This is a genomic window from Thermodesulfobacteriota bacterium, from assembly GCA_040758155.1.
Classification (GTDB): domain Bacteria; phylum Desulfobacterota; class Deferrimicrobia; order Deferrimicrobiales; family Deferrimicrobiaceae; genus UBA2219.
In genome coordinates, this window is the sequence record JBFLWB010000122.1 from 1 (window position 1) to 21,961 (window position 21,961).

At 68.1% G+C, this 21,961-nt stretch carries 22 protein-coding genes; 21 read left to right on the forward strand and 1 reads right to left on the reverse strand.

The window, feature by feature from the left end; all coding sequences use genetic code 11:
* The 4 genes from AB1346_07725 to trmFO all read left to right on the forward strand — a co-directional run.
* Positions 1–768: PilT/PilU family type 4a pilus ATPase (locus AB1346_07725; GenBank protein MEW6720320.1), on the forward strand; the 768-nt coding region annotated here is incomplete at its 5' end.
* Positions 769–801: 33 nt separating this feature from the next.
* Entirely contained in the window at positions 802–2,022 is a 1,221-nt protein-coding gene (locus tag AB1346_07730; protein MEW6720321.1) for a type II secretion system F family protein, read from the forward strand.
* A 3-nt stretch (positions 2,023–2,025) separates the two neighbouring features.
* Positions 2,026–3,702: an ATP-binding protein gene (locus tag AB1346_07735; GenBank protein MEW6720322.1), complete on the forward strand. Its 1,677-nt coding sequence runs from the start codon at positions 2,026–2,028 to the stop codon at positions 3,700–3,702.
* Positions 3,695–5,014 carry a methylenetetrahydrofolate--tRNA-(uracil(54)-C(5))-methyltransferase (FADH(2)-oxidizing) TrmFO gene (trmFO, locus tag AB1346_07740; GenBank protein MEW6720323.1) on the forward strand — a complete coding sequence of 440 codons (1,320 nt, stop codon included), beginning with the start codon at positions 3,695–3,697 and terminating at the stop codon, positions 5,012–5,014. Before AB1346_07735 ends, trmFO begins: the two co-directional genes overlap by 8 nt.
* 4 nt (positions 5,015–5,018) lie before the next feature.
* Here the strand turns inward: trmFO and AB1346_07745 are convergent, their stop codons facing one another.
* Entirely contained in the window at positions 5,019–6,089 is a 1,071-nt protein-coding gene (locus tag AB1346_07745; protein MEW6720324.1) for a cytochrome c peroxidase, read from the reverse strand.
* Positions 6,090–6,459: 370 nt separating this feature from the next.
* Here AB1346_07745 and AB1346_07750 point away from each other — a divergent pair, with 370 nt between their 5' ends.
* The 17 genes from AB1346_07750 (at position 6,460) to AB1346_07830 (ending at position 21,772) form a co-directional block, all read left to right on the forward strand.
* Positions 6,460–7,437 (forward strand): tyrosine recombinase XerC, encoded by a 978-nt coding sequence (locus AB1346_07750; protein ID MEW6720325.1) that lies wholly within the window; start codon positions 6,460–6,462, stop codon positions 7,435–7,437.
* Positions 7,434–7,976, forward strand: a complete 543-nt coding sequence (hslV, locus tag AB1346_07755) for an ATP-dependent protease subunit HslV (GenBank protein ID MEW6720326.1) — start codon at positions 7,434–7,436, stop codon at positions 7,974–7,976. The genes AB1346_07750 and hslV overlap by 4 nt, the downstream gene beginning before the upstream one ends.
* Positions 7,973–9,358 (forward strand): ATP-dependent protease ATPase subunit HslU, encoded by a 1,386-nt coding sequence (gene hslU, locus AB1346_07760; GenBank protein MEW6720327.1) that lies wholly within the window; start codon positions 7,973–7,975, stop codon positions 9,356–9,358. The genes hslV and hslU overlap by 4 nt, the downstream gene beginning before the upstream one ends.
* Positions 9,359–9,380: 22 nt before the next feature.
* On the forward strand, positions 9,381–10,274 hold the full coding sequence (gene argB / locus AB1346_07765; GenBank protein MEW6720328.1) for an acetylglutamate kinase: 894 nt from the start codon (positions 9,381–9,383) through the stop codon (positions 10,272–10,274).
* Positions 10,271–11,470, forward strand: coding sequence for an aspartate aminotransferase family protein (locus tag AB1346_07770; protein MEW6720329.1), 1,200 nt, complete (start codon positions 10,271–10,273; stop codon positions 11,468–11,470). The genes argB and AB1346_07770 overlap by 4 nt, the downstream gene beginning before the upstream one ends.
* Positions 11,467–12,381 carry an ornithine carbamoyltransferase gene (gene argF / locus AB1346_07775; GenBank protein MEW6720330.1) on the forward strand — a complete coding sequence of 305 codons (915 nt, stop codon included), beginning with the start codon at positions 11,467–11,469 and terminating at the stop codon, positions 12,379–12,381. Before AB1346_07770 ends, argF begins: the two co-directional genes overlap by 4 nt.
* Positions 12,382–12,392: 11 nt before the next feature.
* Positions 12,393–13,616, forward strand: a complete 1,224-nt coding sequence (locus AB1346_07780; GenBank protein MEW6720331.1) for an argininosuccinate synthase — start codon at positions 12,393–12,395, stop codon at positions 13,614–13,616.
* A 1-nt stretch (position 13,617) separates the two neighbouring features.
* The gene (argH, locus tag AB1346_07785) at positions 13,618–14,991 is read left to right on the forward strand and encodes an argininosuccinate lyase (GenBank protein ID MEW6720332.1); all 1,374 of its coding nucleotides are present in this window, start codon (positions 13,618–13,620) and stop codon (positions 14,989–14,991) included.
* The gene (locus tag AB1346_07790) at positions 14,988–15,137 is read left to right on the forward strand and encodes a hypothetical protein (GenBank protein ID MEW6720333.1); all 150 of its coding nucleotides are present in this window, start codon (positions 14,988–14,990) and stop codon (positions 15,135–15,137) included. Before argH ends, AB1346_07790 begins: the two co-directional genes overlap by 4 nt.
* Before the next feature lie 12 nt (positions 15,138–15,149).
* A complete protein-coding gene (lysA, locus tag AB1346_07795) occupies positions 15,150–16,448 on the forward strand; it encodes a diaminopimelate decarboxylase (GenBank protein ID MEW6720334.1) in 1,299 nt (432 codons plus the stop codon).
* 64 nt (positions 16,449–16,512) lie between these two features.
* On the forward strand, positions 16,513–17,343 hold the full coding sequence (dapF, locus tag AB1346_07800) for a diaminopimelate epimerase (GenBank protein ID MEW6720335.1): 831 nt from the start codon (positions 16,513–16,515) through the stop codon (positions 17,341–17,343).
* Positions 17,344–17,373: 30 nt separating this feature from the next.
* A complete protein-coding gene (gene dapA, locus AB1346_07805; protein ID MEW6720336.1) occupies positions 17,374–18,246 on the forward strand; it encodes a 4-hydroxy-tetrahydrodipicolinate synthase in 873 nt (290 codons plus the stop codon).
* A 9-nt stretch (positions 18,247–18,255) separates the two neighbouring features.
* Positions 18,256–19,065: a 4-hydroxy-tetrahydrodipicolinate reductase gene (dapB, locus tag AB1346_07810; protein MEW6720337.1), complete on the forward strand. Its 810-nt coding sequence runs from the start codon at positions 18,256–18,258 to the stop codon at positions 19,063–19,065.
* The gene (locus AB1346_07815; GenBank protein MEW6720338.1) at positions 19,062–19,838 is read left to right on the forward strand and encodes a fumarylacetoacetate hydrolase family protein; all 777 of its coding nucleotides are present in this window, start codon (positions 19,062–19,064) and stop codon (positions 19,836–19,838) included. Before dapB ends, AB1346_07815 begins: the two co-directional genes overlap by 4 nt.
* Before the next feature lie 5 nt (positions 19,839–19,843).
* Positions 19,844–20,326 (forward strand): 2-amino-4-hydroxy-6-hydroxymethyldihydropteridine diphosphokinase, encoded by a 483-nt coding sequence (folK, locus tag AB1346_07820; protein ID MEW6720339.1) that lies wholly within the window; start codon positions 19,844–19,846, stop codon positions 20,324–20,326.
* Entirely contained in the window at positions 20,323–20,895 is a 573-nt protein-coding gene (locus tag AB1346_07825) for a tetratricopeptide repeat protein (GenBank protein ID MEW6720340.1), read from the forward strand. Before folK ends, AB1346_07825 begins: the two co-directional genes overlap by 4 nt.
* Before the next feature lie 94 nt (positions 20,896–20,989).
* Positions 20,990–21,772, forward strand: coding sequence for an IclR family transcriptional regulator (locus AB1346_07830; protein ID MEW6720341.1), 783 nt, complete (start codon positions 20,990–20,992; stop codon positions 21,770–21,772).
* Positions 21,773–21,961: the final 189 nt, after the last annotated feature.

Genomic DNA, 21,961 nt, shown 5'->3' on the forward strand with positions numbered 1-21,961 from the left:
CTGGGGCTGCCGGCGGTGCTCAAGGAGCTCTGCAAGAAGCCGCGAGGGCTGGTGCTGGTCACCGGGCCCACGGGATCGGGGAAATCGACGACGCTGGCCGCGATGATCGACAAAATCAACAACGAGCGCCAGGAGCACATCGTCACCGTCGAGGACCCGATCGAGTACCTCCACCCGCACAAGAAATGCCTCGTGAACCAGCGCGAGGTCAACGCGGACACGCAGAGCTTCAAGAAGGCGCTCAAGTACATCCTCCGCCAGGACCCGGACGTCGTCCTCATCGGCGAGATGCGCGACCTGGAGACGATCGAGGCGGCCCTCACGGTCGCGGAGACCGGGCACCTCGTGTTCGCCACGCTGCACACCAACTCGTGCGTGCAGACGATCAACCGGATCCTCGACGTGTTCCCGCCGTACCAGCAGCCCCAGGTCCGGGCGCAGCTCTCCTTCGTCCTCGAGGGGGTCATCTCGCAGATCCTCATCCCCAAGGCGAACGGCCCCGGACGCGTCCTGGCGCTCGAGGTGATGATCCCGAACCCGGCGATCCGCAATCTGATCCGCGAGGAGAAGGTGCACCAGATCTACTCGCAGATGCAGGTGGGGCAGACCAAGTTCGGCATGCAGACGATGAACCAGTCGCTGATCGCCTGCCTCCAGCGGCGCGAGATCACCCTGGACGAGGCGGTGGGCAGGAGCAGCGATCCCGACGAGTTCCGGAACCTGCTGTCCGCGATGCAGAGCGGGCCGGCGGGAGGCCGCAGGGCGTAAAGGCATTCCCCCTTCGGGGGGACGGAGGGAACGATGGACCGATTCGCGTGGGAAGGGAAGAACCGCGGGGGCCAGAAGGTCTCCGGCGAGATCGAGGCGCCGAACGAGGCGTTCGTCCTCGCGCAGCTCCGCAGGGAGCAGATCACGCCCCTCAGCGTGAAGAAGCGCGGCGGCCTCATGGACATGAAGATCAGCCTTCCGTTCGCCGGCGAAAAGAAGGTCACGCAGAAGGAGCTGGCGGTCTTCACGCGCCAGTTCGCCACCATGATCGACGCCGGGCTCCCTCTCGTGCAGTGCCTCGACATCCTCGGCGCCCAGCAGGAGAACCCTTCGTTCAAGAAGGTGCTCCTCCGGGTGAAGGAGGACGTCGAGAGCGGCTCCACGTTCGCCGACTCCCTCGGGAAGCACCCGAAGGTGTTCGATCCCCTCTTCGTCAACCTGGTGGCCGCCGGCGAGGTGGGCGGCATCCTCGACACGATCCTTTCCCGGCTCGCCGAGCACATCGAGAAGGCGATGAAGCTGGCCAAGAAGATCAAGGGGGCGATGGTCTACCCGTCCACGATCGTCGCGGTGGCCGTCATCGTCACGGTCGTCCTGCTCGTGTATGTCATCCCGATCTTCGCCAAGATGTTCACCGACTTCGGGGGGGCGCTCCCGGCGCCGACCGCGTTCGTCCTGAAGGTCAGCGAGGTCACGCGGAAATACTTCCTGGCCGTCATCGTCTTCTTCTTCCTCCTCGGGGCGGGCTTCCGGGCCTACATCTCCAGGGAGACCGGCCGGCGGAACTGGGACCGGCTCCTCCTCCGGACGCCGGTGGTCGGCTCCCTCCTCCAGCGCATCGCGGTCGCCCGCTTCTCGCGTACGCTCGGGACGATGGTGAGCAGCGGCGTCCCCATCCTCGAGAGCATGGACATCGTCGCGAAGACGGCGGGCAACAAGATCATCGAGGAGGCGATCGTGAAGGCCCGGGGGAGCATCAGCGAGGGGAAGACGATCGCGGAGCCGCTCGCGGAGAGCAGCGTCTTCCCGGTGATGGTGACCCAGATGGTCTCCGTCGGGGAGGCCACCGGCGCGCTCGACGTGATGCTGGGCAAGATCGCCGATTTCTACGACGAGGAGGTCGACTCCGCGGTCGAGGCGCTGACCTCGCTGCTGGAGCCGATGCTGATGATCTTCCTCGGCGTGGTCATCGGCGGGCTGGTTCTCGCGATGTACCTGCCGGTGTTCAAGCTGGCGTCCGTCGTCGGAGGGTAGCCGTTGCCCCGGGTCCCCGAGGAGGGACGCGAGGGGCAGGAACGGGCCGCGCGCAATTTCCTTCTGGTGCGGTCGGGCATCAGCTTCGCCCTGCTGGCGTCCGTGGTGTCGGTGCAGTTCCGCGCGCCGGAGCTGCTCCTTTCCGAGGGATTCAAATACCTCTATTTCGCGGTCCTGCTCTCGTACGGCTGGCTCCTGATCCGGTACGCCGCGTGGGGGCGGACGGAATTCCCCGCGGGCGGCGCCTGGGTGCAGGCGCTGGTCGACGTGGTGTTCATCACGATCCTGGTGTTCGCCACGGGCGGCTACGACAGCGTGTTCTCCTTCATGTACGTCCTGGTCATCCTCCTCGGCAGCCTCGAGCGGTACATGCGGGGGGCCGTCGTGTGGGCCCTCCTTTCCTCCGCGGCCTATGTGGCGCTCGTGTTCCTGCAGATGCGGGGGATCGTCGTGTCGCCCGGTGCGGAGGAGACGCCGATCCTCCTTCCGCAGTTCGTCCGCACGGCGGGGATCCACGGCTCCGCGTTCTTCCTCACCGGCGTCCTGTCGGGGCTGCTGGGGGAGGAGATCCGCAAGGGGATGCAGCGGGTGCAGGTCCGGGACGAAGTGATCCGGAAGCTGGAGACGTTCCACAAGAACGTGATCGACAACATCCCCTCCGGCATCCTGACGACCGACCCGGAGGGCCGGATCAACCTCATGAACGGCACGGCGTGCGCGATCCTCGGGATGTCCCGTGAGGATCTCGCCGGCAAGCCGCTTCAGGAGGTCCTCGAGGGGATCGGCGAGGGGGAACGCGGCCGGCGGGAGGACGCCCCTTCGCCGCGTCCCGAGCTGCGGTTCGTCCGCCCCGACGGCGCCGCGATCTGGCTCGGGTTCTCCGCCTCCCGGATGAAGGACCCCGACGGAAGCGTCATCGGGCGGGTGGTCATCTTCCAGGACCTTTCTCCCGTCAAGGAGATGGAGGAGCGCGTGCGGATCGCCGACCGCCTCGCGGGCGTGGGGGAGCTGGCCGCGGGACTCGCGCACGAGATTCGGAACCCCCTCGCCTCCATCGCCGGCTCCTCGCAGCTTCTCCGGGAATCGGCGGCGCCGGCGGGGGACTCCGACACCCTCCTGGAGATCATCGAGCGGGAGAGCCAGCGGCTGAACGGGCTGATCTCCGATTTCCTCTCCTATGCGGGGAACTCCCTGCGGACCGTCGCGAAGGTCCCCGTGACGGACCTCCTGCTGGAGGTCGTCGAGGCGGTCCGGGCGGGGGAGGGAAGGGAGAAAGGCGTCCACCTGGAGTCGGCGGCAGCGCGGGAACTCGTGGTGGAAGGGGACGCCGAGCAGCTCAAGCAGGTGGTGTGGAACCTGGTGCGCAACGCGGTCCAGGCCACACCTCCCGGCGGGCGCATCCTGGTGGATGCCTACGAGCAGATCCGCCACGGCGCGCGGTTCGCCGTGCTGACGATCGCCGACACCGGCGTCGGGATCGAGCCGAAGGACCTCGAGAAGATCTTCAATCCCTTCTACACGACGAAGGAGGGGGGCACCGGCCTCGGGCTGTCGATCTCCCAGCGGATCGTCCATTTCCACAAGGGGTTCATCGAGGCGCGCTCGCTTCCCGGGCAGGGAAGCACGTTCTCCGTGTTTCTCCCGCTGCCGGCGGCGGGCGCGGAGGATGCAGGTGCCTGATCCCAATCGGGTGACGGTCGTCGGCGCCGGGCTCGCGGGGTCCGAGGCGTCGCTGCGGCTGGCGGACGCGGGGATCGCGGTCGATCTCGTCGAGATGCGCCCCGCGGCGGGGACGGAGGCGCACCGCACCGGCTGGTTCGCGGAGCTGGTGTGCAGCAACTCCCTCGGCTCGGAGGAGATCGTTTCGGGCAAGGGGCTGCTGAAGGAGGAGCTGCGGATCTTCGGCTCCGCGCTGCTCCCGATCGCGGACGCGGCTCGGGTCCCCGCGGGGAAGGCACTGGCGGTCGACCGGGAGCGGTTCGCGCGGGCGGTCACGGAGGCCGTCCGCTCCCGCCCCGGGATCCGCGTGGTGGAAGGGGAGGCCCGCGAGATCCCCGAAGCGCCGCTGGTCGTCCTCGCGTGCGGCCCGCTCGCCCCGGAACCGATCACCTCGGCCATCCGCGCCCTGCTCGGGGACGAGGGGTTCTATTTCTACGACGCCATCTCTCCCATCGTGGACGCCGCGACGATCGATGCATCGGCCGGGTACGTCGCCGACCGGTACGGCGCGGGCTCGGGAGACTACCTCAACCTGCCCATGGACCGGGCCCGGTACGAGGCGTTCCTTGCCGCGCTCCTGGCCGCGAAGACCGTCCCGCTGCGGGAATTCGAGGAGCCCCGCTATTTCGAGGGCTGCATGCCGGTGGAGGAGATCGCGCGGCGCGGACCCGACACGCTGCTTTTCGGCCCGTTGCGCCCGGTGGGGCTGCCGGACCCGCGCACGGGCAGGATCCCGCACGCCGTCGTCCAGCTCCGCAGGGAGAACGCGGAAGGGACGATGTACAACCTCGTGGGTTTCCAGACGCGGATGACGTACCCGGAGCAGAAGCGGATTTTATCCATGATCCCCGGGCTGGAGGGCGCCGATTTCCTGCGGTACGGCTCGGTCCACCGGAACGGCTTCCTCGACGCGCGGCGCAGCCTCACGCCCTGCATGGAATTCCGCGGGCGCCGGGGGCTGTTCTTCGCAGGCCAGATCACGGGAGTGGAGGGGTACGTCGAGTCGATCGCTTCCGGTCTGGTCGCGGGGGTCGCCGCCGTCCGCCGCGCCGCGGGGCGGGAGCCTTTGGAGTTCCCGCGCGAGACCATGACCGGCTCGCTGATGGCCCACATCACGACGCCCGGCCCGGGAGCGCCCCAGCCGATGAACGCAAACTTCGGGCTGCTCCCGGAGATCGCCGTGCGGCGGAAAAAGGAAAGGAAGGAGCGGAAGGCGCAGACCGCGCTCGAGGCGGCCAGCGCCTTCGCCCTCTCCCTTCCCCGCCTGCCTTAGCGGCCTAATAGCAGCCCTTGCACTTGTAGCCGTCCGTCAGCGTCCCGAGGAACGCGACGATGTCGTCCTCCTCCGCGGAAGTCAGCCCCAGGTTCCCGAGCTCATCCCGGTTCACGTTTTCGTTGTTGACCTCCGGAAGCGGCCAGCTTTCCACGTCCCGCGTGTTGTAGAAATGGACGATGGTTTTCAGGTCCTTGAAGTACCCATTGTGCCCGTAGGGCGCGGTCTTCGCCAGGTTCCTCAAGCTGCTCACCTTGAACTTGCCGTCTTCTGCCATGCCGACCGTATTGCCCAGCCCGTAATCGATCGGCACCGGCGCTCCGACCAGCGCCTCGATTTCCGCGTTCTTCGGAATGCCGAGGTTATCGTAGCTGAAGTCCGTGAAGAGCGGTTTGGGGCCATCGCCCGGATGGCAGGCGGCGCAGTTGCCCTTCAAGGGATCGTTGAACAGATCAAGACCTCTTAGTTCCTGTGCCGACAGGGCGACCTTTCCCTTGAGGTAATAGTCGTACTTCGAGGTGAAGCTGTTCAGAAGCTTCGTCCGCTCGAACGCGGCGATGGCTTCCGACACATGGACATAAGCCGTCTCGACATTATTCAGGGAGTTTTTGCCGTAGACGAGCTTGAAGAGCCAGGCATAGCTGGAGCGGCGTACCGCATTGATGACGCCCTGTTTCGTGTTGTTCATCTCCACGGGATTCAGGAACGGGCCTCTCGCCTGCTCTTCCAGGTCCAGCGCCCGGCCGTCCCAGAACTGGCCGCCCATCCAAAGCCCTTCCGCTTCGTTGAAATAGAAATCCGGGCTGAAGGAAGCGTAGGCCGCCGATGGGGCATTCCGCCCCCCGAACCGTCCCGGGATCACTCCTTCCGAAACCGGCAGGTTCCGGTCGGGATCGGCGAACCCGGCCGACGGCAGGTGGCAGTCCGCGCAGGACTGCCCCGCGGGATTGGACAGGTTCCTGTCGAAATACAGCAGTCCTCCCAAGGCATCTTCCAACGGACTTGCGTTGGCCACCGACCAGACGCCGACCATCATCACGAACACGGCAGCAAAGCACACCAGCGCTCTCCTCATGTCCCTTCTCCTTTTTGAATGCCCTGTTGTGTTTGACCAACCTATGACCGTCGATGCAATGTTTTGCATGGGGCATGCCGGAAATGTCACAGACCGGAACCTGTCGTCGCATCGCGGGTTGAAGGCTGTTGCGGATTGTTCTTGATTATTAGGGGTATATAAACGACCCTGTTTCTTGAAAAATTCTCACGGCGGATTTGAAAAAAATAACAGATCGCAGAATACGGACCGGACCCCGTCCGGCATCTCTGTCCCGGTTCTGCGGAAGTTCTAAGGAACGTCCCCGTTCTGCTGCCGTTCTGCGCATGCCTTGAATTATGGCTTGCCGAATGTTAAAAAACTCTTTTGCCTTCAAGGGGGAATCGCCGCGATGGACCAGGGGGCGATCAGCCGGTTCGGGAAGTCTCTCGACGCGGAGCGGAACGCGTCCAGGGAAACCGTCCGCGCCTACCTTCGGGAGGTCCGCGCCCTCCGGGATCACCTCGTGGAATCCACGGGCCGGGACCCCGAAGGGGGAGGCGGCTGGGGGACGGTCACGCCGGCGGAAATCCGGCGCTTCCTGTCCCGGTCGCTGCCGGAGGCGAAATCCTCCTCGGTGGCGCGGCGGCTTTCGGCGGTCCGGACCTTCTTCTCCTTCCTCGTCTCGATGGGGGAGGTGCGCGACAACCCCGCAGCGGGGCTGGCCGCGCCGCGCAGGTCGATGCGGCTTCCGGAGTTCCTGCCGGTGGACGAGATGGAGGCGCTCCTCGGTTCCCTGCCGGAGGAGGGCCCGGCGGCGAAGCGGGACGCCGCGATCTTGGAGCTGCTGTACTCGTCGGGATTGCGGGTGGGCGAACTGGTCGCGCTGCGGGTGCGCGACGTTTCCCTCGAATCCGGGACGGTCCGGGTAACGGGCAAGGGACGGAAGGTCCGCGTGGTGCCCGTCGGGGAAAAGGCCGTCCGCGCGCTGAGGGAATACCTGGCCGTCCGCCCGGCGGCCGCGGGAGGGGATTTCCGCGGATTCATCGACGAGCCGCTCTTCCTGAACCGGCGGGGGGCGGTGGGGAGAAAATCCGGCATGGGGATCTCCGCCCGCAGCGTGGCGAGGTTGCTGCAGGAAGCGGTCGGGAGGGTCCCGGGGGTGCGACGGCACCTTTCCCCCCACGGGATGCGGCACTCCTTCGCGACGCACCTCCTCGAGTCGGGCGCCGACCTGCGGGCGATCCAGGAGATGCTGGGGCACGCATCGCTCTCGACGACGCAAAGGTACGCGCGGGTCGACGTGTCGCACCTGGTGGGGACGTACGAGAAGGCGCATCCGCTGGCGTCGGCGAAGCCGCGGGGCGCGGGGAGGGCGAAGGGGAAATGACGCAGTTCCAGGGGACCACGGTGGTGGCCGTGTCGCGGGACGGGCGCGTCGCGATGGCGGGGGACGGGCAGGTGTCGATGGGGAACGCGGTGCTGAAGCGGACGGCGAAGAAGATCCGCCGGCTGCACGACGGGCAGGTGCTGGCGGGGTTCGCCGGGAGCACCGCGGACGCCTTCACCCTGTTCGAGAAGTTCGAGGCGAAGCTGGCGGAGTTCCGGGGGAACCTCCGGCGGGCGGCGGTCGAGCTGGCGAAGGACTGGCGCACCGACCGGGTGCTGCGCCGGCTGGAGGCGCTGATGGTGATCACCGACGGGAAGGACCTCATGCTGCTTTCCGGGACCGGCGACGTCGTCGAGCCCGACGACGGCGTGGTCGGCATCGGGTCGGGCGGCCCCTTCGCGCTGGCGGCGGCGCGCGCGCTGCTGCGGCACACGGAGCTGCCGGCGGGGGAGATCGCGCGCGAGGCCGTGCGGGTCGCTTCGGAGATCTGCGTGTTCACCAACGACAACATCGTTTCCGAGGAGATCGCATCGACATGACGCGGGAGGAGGCACAGGGCGTCGGGACGGCGCGGCCCCTTCTCCCCCGGGAGATCGTGGCGGAGCTCGACCGGCACATCGTCGGCCAGGGGGAGGCCAAGCGCGCGGTGGCGATCGCGCTGCGGAACCGCTGGAGGCGCCAGCAGGTGCCGCCGGAGCTGCGGGAGGAGATCGTCCCGAAGAACATCATCATGGTCGGGCCGACCGGCGTCGGCAAGACCGAGATCGCCCGGCGGCTTGCGCGGCTCGCGCAGGCGCCCTTCGTGAAGGTGGAGGCGTCCAAGTTCACCGAGGTGGGCTACGTCGGCCGGGACGTGGAGTCGATCGTACGGGACCTGGTCGAGCTCGCCGTGCACATGGTCCGCGCCGAGGAGATGGAGAAGGTGGCGGACCGCGCGAAGGCCGACGCGGAGGAGCGCGTCCTCGACCTGCTGATCCCGCGCGCCCCGGCGCGGCCGCCCGGGGCGGAAGGCGCAGGCGGGGAGAAGGGCGAAGGGGAGGAGACCCGGGAGCGGTTCCGCGTCCTGCTGCGGGAGGGAAAGTTGGCGGACCGCTTCGTCGATGTCGAAGTGCGGGAGCCGGCGCTGCCGATCATCGAGCTGGGGCCGATCGCCGGCGGGATGCCCGAGGGGATGGACGGCGGCATCGGGGAGATGCTGTCCGGCCTGCTGCCGAAGCGCACCCGGAGGAAGAAGATGCGCGTCCCGGACGCGCTGCGGCACTTCGAGCAGGAAGAGGCCGCGCGGCGCGTCGACATGGACCGGGTGAAGCAGCTCGCCGTGGAGCGCACCGAGCAGTCGGGGATCGTCTTCCTGGACGAGATCGACAAGATCGCGGGGAGGGAGTCGCAGGCGGGCCCGGACGTCTCGCGGCAGGGCGTCCAGCGCGACCTGCTGCCGATCGTCGAGGGGTCCAACGTGAACACGAAGCACGGCGTCGTGCGGACGGACCACATCCTCTTCGTGGCTGCGGGGGCGTTCCACGTGAACAAGCCGTCCGACCTGATCCCCGAGCTGCAGGGGCGGTTCCCCATCCGCGTCGAGCTCGCCTCCCTTACGAAGGAGGACTTCGTGCGGATCCTGACGGAGCCGCACGGGGCGCTGACGAGGCAGTACGAGGCCATGCTGGCCGCGGAGGGGGTCCGGCTCTCCTTCGCGCCGGAGGCGGTCGAGCGGATCGCGGAGATGGCGTGCGAGGTGAACGACCGCACGGAGAACATCGGGGCGCGGCGGCTGCACACGGTCATGGAGCGGCTGCTCGACGAGCTGCTGTTCTCCGGGCCGGAGACTCCGGGGAAGGAGTTCGTCGTCACGCGGGAGTACGTGGAAGAGCGTCTTGCGGGAGTGGTGAAGAACGCGGACCTGAGCCGTTATATCCTGTGACGGGGGGCCTGCAATGATGGAGATGAAGGACTACATCCACAAGGCCGAGATCCTGATCGAGGCGCTGCCGTACATCCGCGAGTTCAACGGGAAGACGGTGGTCGTGAAGTACGGCGGGGCCGCGATGAAGGACGAGGAGCGGATGGCGTCCTTCGCGGAGGACGTCGTCCTGCTCCAGTACGTCGGGATCCGCCCGGTCGTCGTCCACGGCGGCGGGCCGCAGATCGACCGGATGCTGGAGAAGCTCTCCATCCCCACGGAGCGGAAGGAGGGGCTGCGCGTCACCTCCCCCGAGGCGATGGAGGTCGTCGAGATGGTGCTGGGCGGGACGGTGAACAAGCGGATCACCGCCTTCATCAACCGCTCCGGCGGGAAGGCGGCGGGGCTCTGCGGCAAGGACGGAGGGCTGATCCAGGCGCGCAAGCTGAAGGCGAAGAGCCGCGCCACGGGCGCCCCGATCGACCTGGGGCTCGTCGGGGAGGTGCTCCGGGTGCGGCCGGAGATCCTGCAGGCGCTGGAGGCCGGGGGATTCGTGCCCGTCATCGCCCCCATCGGGGTCGGGAAGAACGGCGAGGCGTACAACATCAACGGGGACACGGCGGCGGCCGAGGTGGCCGCGGCCGTCGGCGCGGAGAAGTTCATCCTCCTCACGGACGTCCCGGGCGTCCTGGACGACGGGGGGAACCGGATCTCCACGATGACGGAGGCGGCGGCGACGCATGCGATCCGCGTCGGGAAGATCACGGGGGGGATGATCCCGAAAGTGGAGTGCGGCCTGACCGCCCTGAAGAAGGGGGTGGGGAAGGTCCACATCATCGACGGCAGGATCCCCCACAGCGTCCTGCTGGAAGTGTTCACGGACGCGGGCGTTGGGACGGAGATCGTCCGGAGCAAGAAGGGGGATGATTCGCTATGAAGGCCGGGGAGGCGATCGCCCTGACGGCGAAGCACCAGATGAAGAACTACACCCGGGCGCCGGTGACGTTCGTGCGGGGGGAGGGGTGCTGGCTGTACGACGACGGGGGGCGGCGGTACCTGGACTTCCTCGGCGGGATCGCCGTGGCCGTCCTGGGGCACGCCCACCCGGGCGTCACGCGGGCCATCTCGGAGCAGGCGGGGAAGCTGGTGCACGTGTCCAACCTGTACCACGTCCCGTCGCAGGCGCTCCTCGGAGAGCGGCTCACGAAGGCCGCGGGGCTCGACCGCGTCTTCTTCTGCAACAGCGGGACCGAGGCGAACGAGGCGGCGATCAAGCTGGTGCGGAAGTGGTCCCGCGAGCGGCACGGCGAGGGGCGGCACACGATCGTCGCCCTCTCGGGATCGTTCCACGGCCGGACCTACGGCGGCCTCTCCGCGACCGGCCAGTCGAAGTTCCACGAAGGGTTCGAGCCGATGCTGCCGGGCTTCGTGACGGTCCCCTTCGGCGACATCCGGGCGCTCGGCCGGGCGCTCGACGCCGGCGCCTGCGCCTTCCTGTTCGAGCCGATCCAGGGGGAGAGCGGCGTCCGGATGCACCCGGAGGGGTACCTGCAGGAAGCGGAGCGGCTCTGCCGGAAGGCGGGCGTCCTCCTCGTCGCCGACGAGATCCAGTCGGGGATGGGGCGGACGGGGGCGTTTCTTGCCTGCGAGCGCTTCGGAGTCACGCCCGACGTCGTCACCTTGGCGAAGGGGCTGGCCAACGGCCTGCCGCTGGGCGCCATGCTGGCGCTGGAGGAGGTGGCGACCGCCTTCGGGCCCGGCAGCCACGGGAGCACGTTCGGGGGGAACCCCGTCTGCTGCGCGGCCTCGCTGGCGGTGCTCGACGCGCTGTTCGCCCCGGGATTCCTGGAGGAGGTCGCCCGGAACGGGGAGCTCCTCCTTGCGGGGCTGCGGAAGATCGCCGACCGGCGGGAAGATGTCCGCGATGTCCGCGGGATGGGGCTCATCGTGGGGATGGAGATGGACCGGGAGGCGAAGCCCATCGCTGCGAACTGTCTCGAGGAGGGGCTCGTCGTCAACGCGGCGGGGAACGTCCTGCGGTTCCTCCCGCCGCTGAACGTCACGGCGGACGAGATCGGCCGCGCCCTTGAGATCCTTGCAGGGGTGCTGGCGGGGAAGGGGGGCGCGGCGTGAAGAAAGACCTGCTGCGGATCCTGGACCTTTCCGACCGGGAGATCCTTGCCCTGATCGCCTCCGGCGCGGCGTGGAAGCGGCGCGGGGGGAAGCGGGGCGCGCCGCGCCCGCTGGCGGGGAAATCGCTCGCGATGATCTTCCAGAAGGCGTCCACCCGCACGCGCGTGTCGTTCGAGGTGGGCATGCACCGGCTGGGGGGGCACGCCCTGTTCATCGCGCCCGAGGACACCCAGATCGGGCGCGGGGAGCCGGTCCGCGATACCGCGCGCGTCCTGTCGCGCTACGCCGACGCGGTGATGATCCGGACCTTCGCCCACGCCACCGCCGTGGAGCTGGCGGAGGCGGCGACGGTGCCGGTCGTGAACGGGCTGACGGACGACCACCACCCCTGCCAGATCCTGGCCGACCTCATGACGGCGAAGGAGCGGGGGAAGGATCTCCGGAAGATGCGCGTGGCGTTCGTCGGGGACGGCAACAACGTGGCCAACTCCTGGGTCGAGGCGGCGCACGTCCTCGGCTTCACGCTGAAGGTCGCGTGTCCGGAGGGGTACGAGCCGGACGCGGGGGTTCTGGCCGAAGCGGAGCGGGTGGGCCGGGGGAACGTCCGGGTCGTGCGCGATCCCGCCGACGCCGCCCGGAGCGCGGACGTCCTTTACACCGACGTCTGGACGAGCATGGGGCAGGAGGCCGAAGCGAAGCGGAGGCTTGCCGCGTTCAAGGGGTACCGCATCGACGCAGGCCTGCTGCGGCACGCCGCGCGCGGCGCCGTCGTGATGCACTGCCTTCCCGCCCACCGGGGCGAGGAGATCACGGACGAGGTGCTGGAGGGGCCGTCGTCCGCCGTCTTCGACGAGGCGGAGAACCGGCTGCACGTCCAGATGGCCGTGCTGGAAAAGCTCATCAAACATTAGAGGATCGGAGGATCAAGTCCTTGGAAAAAGTGAAGAAAGTCGTTCTCGCATATTCCGGAGGGCTCGACACGTCGGTGATCCTCACCTGGCTTGTCGAGACGTACGGCTGCGAGGTGGTCGCCTTCGTCGCCGACCTCGGGCAGGGGGAGGAGCTGGCGCCCGTCCGGGTGAAGGCGAAGAAGACCGGCGCGTCGAAGGTCTACGTGGAGGACCTGAAGGACGAGTTCGTCCGCGATTTCGTCTTCCCGGCGCTGATGGCCAACGCGGTGTATGAAGGGGCCTATCTCCTCGGCACCTCGATCGCGCGGCCGATCATCGCCAAGAAGCAGATCGAGATCGCCCGGAAGGAGAAGGCCGACGCCGTCTCCCACGGCGCGACGGGGAAGGGGAACGACCAGGTCCGGTTCGAGCTCACGTACTACGCGCTGATGCCGGAGGTGCGCGTCATCGCCCCGTGGCGGGAGTGGGACTTCAACTCCCGGACCGACCTGGTCAACTACGCGAAGAAGCACGGCATCCCCACCCCGGTCACGGCGGCGAAGCCGTACTCCAGCGACCGGAACCTGCTGCACATCAGCTTCGAGGGGGGGATCCTGGAGGACCCGGCGTCCGAGCCGCCGGAGAACATGTTCGTCCTGACGAAGTCGCCGCAGGCGGCGCCCGACCGCCCCGAGTACGTGGAGATCGGCTTCGAGAAGGGGATCCCGGTGTCGGTCGACGGGAAGCGGATGGGTCCGGCGAAGCTGCTGGGGCGCCTGAACGAGATCGGCGGGAAGCACGGCATCGGCCGGGTGGACCTTGTCGAGAACCGGTACGTCGGGATGAAGTCGCGCGGCGTGTACGAGACGCCGGGCGGAACGATCCTGCACGCCGCCCACCGCGCCGTCGAGTCGATCACGCTCGACCGGGAGGTCATGCACCTGCGCGACTCGCTGATGCCGCGCTTCGCGGAGCTGATCTACAACGGATACTGGTATTCGCCGGAGATGGAGCTGCTCAAGGGCACGATCGCGGCGACGCAGGAGAATGTCACGGGGACGTCGCGGCTGAAGCTGTACAAGGGCAACATCATCCAGGCCGGGCGGAGGAGCCCGGTTTCCCTTTACCGGACCGACTTCGCGACCTTCGAGAAGGAGTCGGTGTACAACCAGGCCGACGCGACCGGCTTCATCCGGATCAACTCGCTGCGCCTGCGGATCCGGGCGCTGCTGAACCGCGGGACGAAGAAAGGCTGACATGGCGAAGAAGAAGGCTTGGGGCGGGAGGTTCGGCGGCGATACGGACCGCTTCGTGGAGGAGTTCACCGCGTCGATCGGCTACGACTCCCTGCTTTACCGCCAGGACATCGCGGGGAGCGTCGCCCACGCCCGGATGCTGGCGAAGCAGGGGATCCTTCCGAAGGCCGAGGCCGAGCGGATCGTCTCCGGCCTCAGGGAGATCGGGAAGGAGATCGCCGCGGGGAAGTTCCCGTTCGACCGCTCCCAGGAAGACATCCACATGGCGATCGAGCGGCGGCTGATCCGCAAGATCGGGACGGCGGGGGGGAAGCTCCACACCGGCCGCAGCCGGAACGACCAGGTCGCCGCCGACCTGCGGCTCTACCTGCGGGACGAGGCGGACGCGGCGCTGGAGCTCCTCTCGAAAATCCGGGAGACGCTGGTCGCGCGGGCCGAGGAGCTGTTCGGCGTCGTCCTCCCGGGCTACACGCACATGCAGCGGGCGCAGCCGGTGCTGCTCTCCCACCACCTGCTGGCGTACCGCGAGATGTTCGCCCGCGACGCCGACCGGTTCGCGGAGGCGCGCCGGCGGATGAACGTCTGCCCGCTGGGCGCGGGGGCGCTGGCGGGCTCCACCTTCCCGCTGGACCGGGAGTTCACGGCCCGGGAGCTCGGGATGGAAGGGGTGTGCGAAAACAGCATCGACGCCGTCTCCGACCGCGACTTCGCGGCCGACTTCCTCTACGCCTGCGCCGTGACGATGATGCACCTGTCCCGGCTGGCGGAGGAGATGGTGTACTGGACCTCCATGGAGTTCGGGTTCCTCTCCCTGCCGGACGCGCTGTGCACCGGCAGCAGCATCATGCCGCAGAAGAAGAACCCCGACGTGGCGGAGCTGATCCGGGGGAGGGCGGGGCGCGCCTACGGGAACCTGATGTGCCTGCTGACCGTGATGAAGGGGCTGCCGCTGTCCTACAACCGCGACATGCAGGAGGACAAGGAGCCGCTGTTCGATTCTGCCCGCACCGTCCGGGAGTGCCTCGAGGGCGCCGACCTGCTGCTGCGCGGGATGTCGGTGAACGAGGAGCGGATGCGGGCGGCGTGCGACGACGGCTTCCTCACCGCCACCGACCTGGCGGACTACCTCGCCCGGAAGGGGATGCCGTTCCGGAAGAGCCACGAGGTGGCGGGTCGGATCGTGAAGTACTGCGAGGAGCGGGGGAAGCGGCTCAAGGACCTGGGGCTCCCCGAGCTTCGGAAGTTCTCCCTCGCGATCGGCGAGGACGTGCGGGACGCGATCTCGCTCACCCGGTCCGTGCAGCAGCGGAAGACGCGCGGCGGCACGGGGCCCGACCGGGTGCGGGAGCGCCTCGCCGCGCTGAGAAAGAAATGAGGGGGAGGCGCCTGCGGGCCTTTCTCCTGCTGGTCCTTTTGGGGGCCGCCTTCTTCGCCGCGTCGGCCGGCTGCGGCAGGAAGGCGAAGCCGGAGCCGCGCACGGCGGGGGCCGCGCCAGCGCCGATCCCGGGCGCACATTCCTGAGAAGGAGAGAACATGCATCACTTCGCCGCCGACCGGAAAGGGCAGCTCTGCTGCGAGGACGTCCCGCTGGCCGAAATCGCCGCGGAGGCGGGGACCCCGGTCTACGTGTACAGCCGCGCGACCCTCGAGCACCACTTTCGCGTGTTCGACGGGGCCTTCGACGGCATCCCCCACATCGTCTGCTACTCGATGAAGGCCAACTCGAACGGCTCGGTCATCCGGACGTTCACGCGGCTCGGCGGCGGCGCCGACATCGTGTCCGGCGGGGAGCTCGCCCGCGCGCTCGCCTCCGGGGCGCCGGCGAAGAAGATCGTCTACTCCGGCGTGGGGAAGCAGCCCTGGGAGATCGAGGAGGCGCTGCGCCGGGGGATCCTCATGTTCAACGTGGAGTCCCGGGAGGAGCTCGAGCGGATCGACGCCGTCGCGGGCCGGATGCGGAAGCGCGCCCCGATCTCCATCCGCGTGAACCCCGACGTGGACCCCAAGACCCATCCCTACATCTCCACGGGGCTGAAGCGGAACAAGTTCGGGATCCATATCGGACAGGCGGTGAAGGACTACGAGTGGGCCGCGCGGCGCCGCCACATCGAGGTGGTGGGGGTCGACTGCCACATCGGTTCCCAGCTCACCGACCTCTCGCCCTTCCTCGACGCCGCGGGCCGCATCCGGCGCCTCGTCGACCGGCTGCAGTCCGGGGGGATGCCCATCCGCTACGTCGACGTTGGCGGTGGGCTGGGGATCAAGTACAACGACGAGCTCCCGCCGCATCCGGGGGAATACGCGCAGGCGATCGCGAGCGCCTTCCGGGGGCTCGACGTCACGCTGGTCCTCGAGCCAGGCCGCGTCCTCGTGGGGAACGCCGGCGTGCTGGTCGCCCGGGTCCTCTACACGAAGACGGCGCCCGTCGCGGCGGGGCGGGGGAAGCGGCACTTCTTCATCGTCGACGCGGCCATGAACGACCTGGCCCGGCCGTCGTTGTACGGCTCTTACCACGCGATCGTCCCCGTCGGGAAGGCGCGGCCCGGGCGGGTGACCGCCGACGTCGTCGGGCCCATCTGCGAATCGGGCGATTTCCTCGCGAAGGACCGGATGCTGCCGCCGTACAAGGCGGGGGACCTGCTCGCGGTGATGAGCGCGGGGGCGTACGGGTTCTCCATGTCCTCGAACTACAACAGCCGCCCCCGGGCCGCCGAGGTGATGGTGTCGGGGGGCCGCTGGGAGGTCGTCCGGGAGCGGGAAACGGTCCGGGACGTGGTCCGCGGCGAGCGGACCGCCTCGTTCCTCGCGCGCGGGAAGGGCGGGGGAAACTGATCCGCCATTGGAACGCCGCGGCGGGTTCTGGTAGGATGAAGAGATATCCGGAAAGGAACGCAGGATGACGCGCGAAGGGATCCCCTTCTCGAAAATCAACGGGAGCGGGAACGATTTCCTGTTGATCGACAACCGCGGCGGCGCGATGGAGGGGATCGACCGTCCCGCGTTCGCGTCGAAGGTCTGCGACCGCGCGCGGTCCGTGGGCGCCGACGGCGTCATCGTCGTCGAGCCGTCGGAGAAGGCCGACTTCCGCTGGGACTTCTACAACGCCGACGGCTCCCGCGCCGAGATGTGCGGCAACGGCGGCCGCTGCGCCGCCCGTTTCGCCTGCGCGCGGAAGATCGCCGGCGCGGAGATGTCCTTCGAGACGACGGCGGGGATCATACGCGCCTCCGTCTCGGGCCGCCGCGTGAAGCTGCAGATGACGGCCCCCAGGGGGCTCGCGCTCGACCGGACGCTGACGCTGGACGGGAAGGAGTTCGTCTACTCCTTCCTCGACACCGGTGTCCCCCACGCGGCGCTGTTCGTGCCCGATATCGACCATGTCGACGTGGCCGGCATCGGCCGGGGGATCCGGCGGCACGAGGCCTTCGCCCCGCGGGGGACCAACGTCAATTTCGTGCAGGTGAGGGAAGGGCTGTTGCACGTCCGGACCTACGAGCGGGGCGTGGAGGGGGAGACGCTCGCCTGCGGGACCGGCGCGGTGGCAAGCGCCATCCTTGCGTCGCTCAAGGGGATCGCTTCGCCGCCGGTGACCGTGCGCACGAGCGGGGGGGAGATGCTGACCGTGCATTTCGACGCGAAGGCGGAGGATTTCGGGGTGGTGTACCTCGAAGGGGACACCTCCTGGAGCTGCGACGGCACGCTGTTCGAGGAAGCGCACCGCTACTGAGAGCGGAAAGATCCGATCAAGGGGGTAACGATGTTCCACGGGGCGATCGTCGCGATTGTCACGCCGTTCCGGAACGGGAAGCTCGACGCGCCGGCGTTGCGGAAGCTGGTGGAGTTCCAGGTCCGGAACGGGACCTCCGGGATCGTCCCGTGCGGCACGACGGGCGAGTCCGCGACCCTCTCCTTCGAGGAGCACGAGAAGGTCATCGACGTCGTGATCGAGGCGGCGAAGGGGCGCGTCCCCGTGATCGCGGGGACCGGCTCGAACAACACGAAGGAGGCGATCGTCCTCACCCGCTACGCGAAGAAGGCGGGGGCCGACGCCGCGCTCGTCATCACGCCGTACTACAACAAGCCCACGCAGAAGGGGCTCGTCGCCCACTTCCGGGCGGTGGCCGAATCGGTGGACATCCCGATCGTCCTCTACAACGTGCCCGGCCGCACGGGCGTGAACATGCTTCCGGATACGGTGGCGCGCCTCGCCGAGGTGAAGAACATCGTCGGGATCAAGGAGGCGTCGGGCAACCTCTCCCAGATCTGCGAGATCCTCCGGACGGCGCCGAAGGGCTTCTGCGTCCTTTCGGGCGACGATGCGCTGTACTATCCCATGCTCGCCCTGGGGGCGAAGGGGGTCATCTCCGTGGTGTCCAACGTGGCCCCGAAGGAGATGGCGCAGATCTACGGCGCTTTCGCGGCCGGCGACACGGAGCGCGCGCGGGACCTCCACTTCAAGCTCTGGCCCCTGATGCAGGTCCTCTTCGTCGAGACCAACCCGATCCCCGTCAAGACGGCGGCGGCCATGATGGGGCTGATCCGGGAGGAGTTCCGCCTGCCGCTGTGCGGGATGTCCGACGCCAACCGGAAGGCCCTCGCGAAGGTCCTCTCCGACCTGAAGATCGCGTAGGAGGCGGCGATGACCGGCGTGGCGGTCTGCGGCGCTATGGGGCGGATGGGAAGGGCGATCCTCTCCATCCTCGGCGAGAACCCGTACGGGCTGTCTCTGAGCGAGGCGGTCGAGGCGGCGGGGCACCCACTGCTCGGACACGACGTCACGGCGATGACGGGCGGCGTGGCCCGGGGAGTGACGCTCACCGACGACTTCGGGGGGGCGATCGCGAAGGCCGACGTGATCATCGATTTCAGCAGCCAGGAATCGTCGGTGCGGCACGCGCAGGCCGCGGCGGCGGCGGGGAAGCCGATCGTCATCGGCGCCACCGGCCTCGACGCGACGCAGATCGGGGCGATCCGGGAAGCGGCCTCGGGGGCGGCGGTCGTGCAGTCGCCGAACATGAGCGTCGGGGTCAACCTGATGTTCCGCGTGGCGGCCGACGTGGCGCGCGTCCTCGGCGACGATTACGACGTGGAGATCGTGGAGACCCATCACCGGTTCAAGAAGGACGCCCCCTCCGGCACGGCGGTCAAGCTGGCCGACGCCGTGGCGACCGCCCTCGGGAGGAGCATGGAAGAGGTCGGCGTCTACGGCCGGAAGGGGATGATCGGGGAGCGCCCCCGGAAGGAGATCGGCGTGTTCGCCGTCCGGTCGGGAGACGTGGTGGGAGAGCACACCGTGGTGTTCGGCGGCATCGGCGAGCGGATCGAGCTCACCCACCGGGCGCAGAGCCGGGACACGTTCGCGCGGGGCGCCGTCCGGGCCGCGGCCTGGCTGATCGGGAAGCCGCCGGGGTTTTACGACATGGCCGACGTCCTCGGGTTCGGGAAATGATGATCGCGCGGTACCGGCTCGGCGGGAAGGTCCGCTACGGCGTCATCGACCCGGGAACCGGGACGATCCGGGAACTTCTGGGCGAGCCGTTCGACGGCATCCGGGAATCGGGCGAAACGCACCGGCTCGTGGAGGCCGAGCTGCTCCCTCCGGTGTGCCCGGGCAAGATCGTCGCGGTCGGCTTGAACTACAAGGACCACGCGAAGGAAGTGTGCATGCGGATCCCGGAGGAGCCGCTGCTGTTTCTCAAGGCGACCTCGGCGCTCACCGGCCCGGGCGGGGACATCGTCTACCCGCGGCAGTCGAAGCGGGTGGACTACGAGGCCGAGCTCGCGGTGGTGATCGGCCGCAGGGCGAAGAACGTGTCGCCGGCCGAAGCCGCGGAGTGCGTCTTCGGGTACACCTGCATCAACGACGTGACGGCCCGCGACCTGCAGATCCGGGACGTCCAGTTCGCCCGGTCCAAGGGATTCGACACGTTCGCGCCGATCGGGCCGTGGATCGCGACCGGCATCGACCCGTCCGCGCTCGAAGTCCGGTGCCTCGTGAACGGCCGGGTGCGGCAGTCCGGCAACACGCGCGACATGGGGGCCTCCGTCCTCGAACTGGTGTCGTACGTCTCCGCGAACATGACGCTGTACCCGGGGGACGTGATCGCGACGGGGACGCCCGCAGGCATCGGCTCCCTGGAGGTGGGGGACCTCGTCACGGTCGAGATCGGGGGGATCGGCTCCCTGACGAACCGGGTCGTGGCCGCGGAGGCGACGAACTGAAGGGGATGGGCGGGAACGACGCGGTCCTGCTCCTGGGCTCCAACCAGGGACGGCGCGTCCTGCGGATCCGGGATGCCGTGAACGCGCTGGCCCGGGAGGCCCGCGTACGGTCGGTTTCCCGTTTTTACTCCAGCGAGCCGTTCGGGCGCCGCCTCCAGCCGTGGTTCCTGAACGTCGCGGTCCGGATCGGGGCGGAGATGGCTCCCTGGGACCTCCTGGCGCTGGCGAAACGGCTGGAGCGCGAAGCGGGGAGGGTGGCGGCGGGGCGGTGGGGCCCGCGGCCGCTCGACGTGGACATCATCCTTATGGGCTCCCGGACGGTCATGGAACCGGGACTGGTCGTTCCGCATCCTTCGATGGCGCTGCGGCGCTTCTGCCTCGCGCCCGTGGCGGAGGTGGCGCCGGAGGCGGTCGTCCCGCCGGGGAAGCGGACCGTGGCGGAATTGCTCGCAACCTGCGAAGATACGCTCGAGGTGACAGCGATATGAAAAACAGCCTGGCTGCACGATGGATCCTCCCGATCGCGCTGGCGGCCGCTCTGCTGCCGTCGGCGGGATGCAGGAAGACCGAGCCCCCGCCCGCCCAGGAGACGGCGCCGCTGCGCCTGGACGCGAGCGCCCAGATCGAGAGCTACAAGGAGATCCTGCGGAAGGATCCCAACAACCTGCAGGCGCTGATCGGCATCGGGAACCTGTATTACGACACGAACCAGGACGCGAAAGCCATCGAGCATTACCAGAAGGCGCTTTCGCTCGACCCGACCAACTCGAACGTCCGCACGGACATGGCCCTTCTGTACCGGCGGACGGGGAACGTCGACCGGGCGATCGAGGAGATGAAGAAGGCCATCTCCTACAACCCGCGCCACCCCCAGTCCCGCTACAACCTCGGGGTCATCCTGATCCAGGACAAGCGCGACCTGGAAGGGGGGGCCCGGGCGTGGGAAGGGCTGCTGGAAAACGTCCCCGAGTACCCGTACAAGGAGCAGCTCCGGTCGGAGATCGCCAAGCTTCGATCCGCTTCGCAAGGCGCGCCGGAAGGGATCAAATATAAGTAGGCGGGACCGTTTTATATTGACATCCGTTATTCAGTAAAATATATCTAACAGTGTTTTGTTTTATCTGTTCGACGGTCCCCGATCACGGAGGAACATGATGGTGCGACGCGACAAATCGAACTATATCATCCAGTCGGTGTCCCATGCCCTCGACGTCCTCGAGGAGTTCCGGGGGGAGACGGACGAGCTCGGGGTGACGGAGCTGAGCAAGAAGCTGAAGCTCCACAAGAACAACGTCTTCCGCATCCTGGCGACTCTTCAGTCGCGCAACTATATAGAGCAGAACAAGTCCAACGAGAACTACAAGCTGGGGATCAAGTGCCTCGAGCTGGGGCAGACCTTCATCCACCAGAGGGGGCTCCTGAAGCAGGCCAAGCTGATTTTGAAGGAACTTGCCGAAACGACGGGGGAAACGAGCTACCTGTCCTTCCTGCGCGGGAACGAGATCGTCTACCTGGACGCGGTCGAGGGGACCTCCACGGTCCGGGTCGTCTCCCGGGTGGGGCTCCATATGCCGCTCCATGCCACCGCCGCGGGCAAGGCGCTCATCGCCTTCGAGTCGGACGACGATCTCGCGAAGCGCTTCGCCGGCGAGCTTCGCCGGTACACGAAGAACACGAGGACCTCCCTGGCCGAGCTGATGAACGACATCCGCAAGGCCCGGGAGTCGGGGTACGCCGTCGATCTCGAGGAGTTCGAAGACGGGCTCCGGTGCGTGGCGGCCCCCATCCGCGATTACACCCGCAAGGTCATCGGCGCGATCAGCGTCTCCGGCCCGGCCCACCGCATCTCGGAAGAGCGGATCGACGGGCTGATCGCCGGGGAGGTCCTGCGCGCCGCGACCACCCTGTCCGGGCGGCTCGGCTACCGGGAATAGTCCACACCTTGACACATTGACGCCTGTGGCGTACCTTTTTGGATGAATCCTCATTCATCTCAGGGAGGTGCCCTTTTTTGAAACGGGATCCGAGCCAGGCCGCGGACAAGAGGAACCGGATTCTCCAGGCGGCCATCGAGGTGTTCTCCCGCAAGGGGTTCTTCAACTCGAAGGTGTCCGAGATCGCCC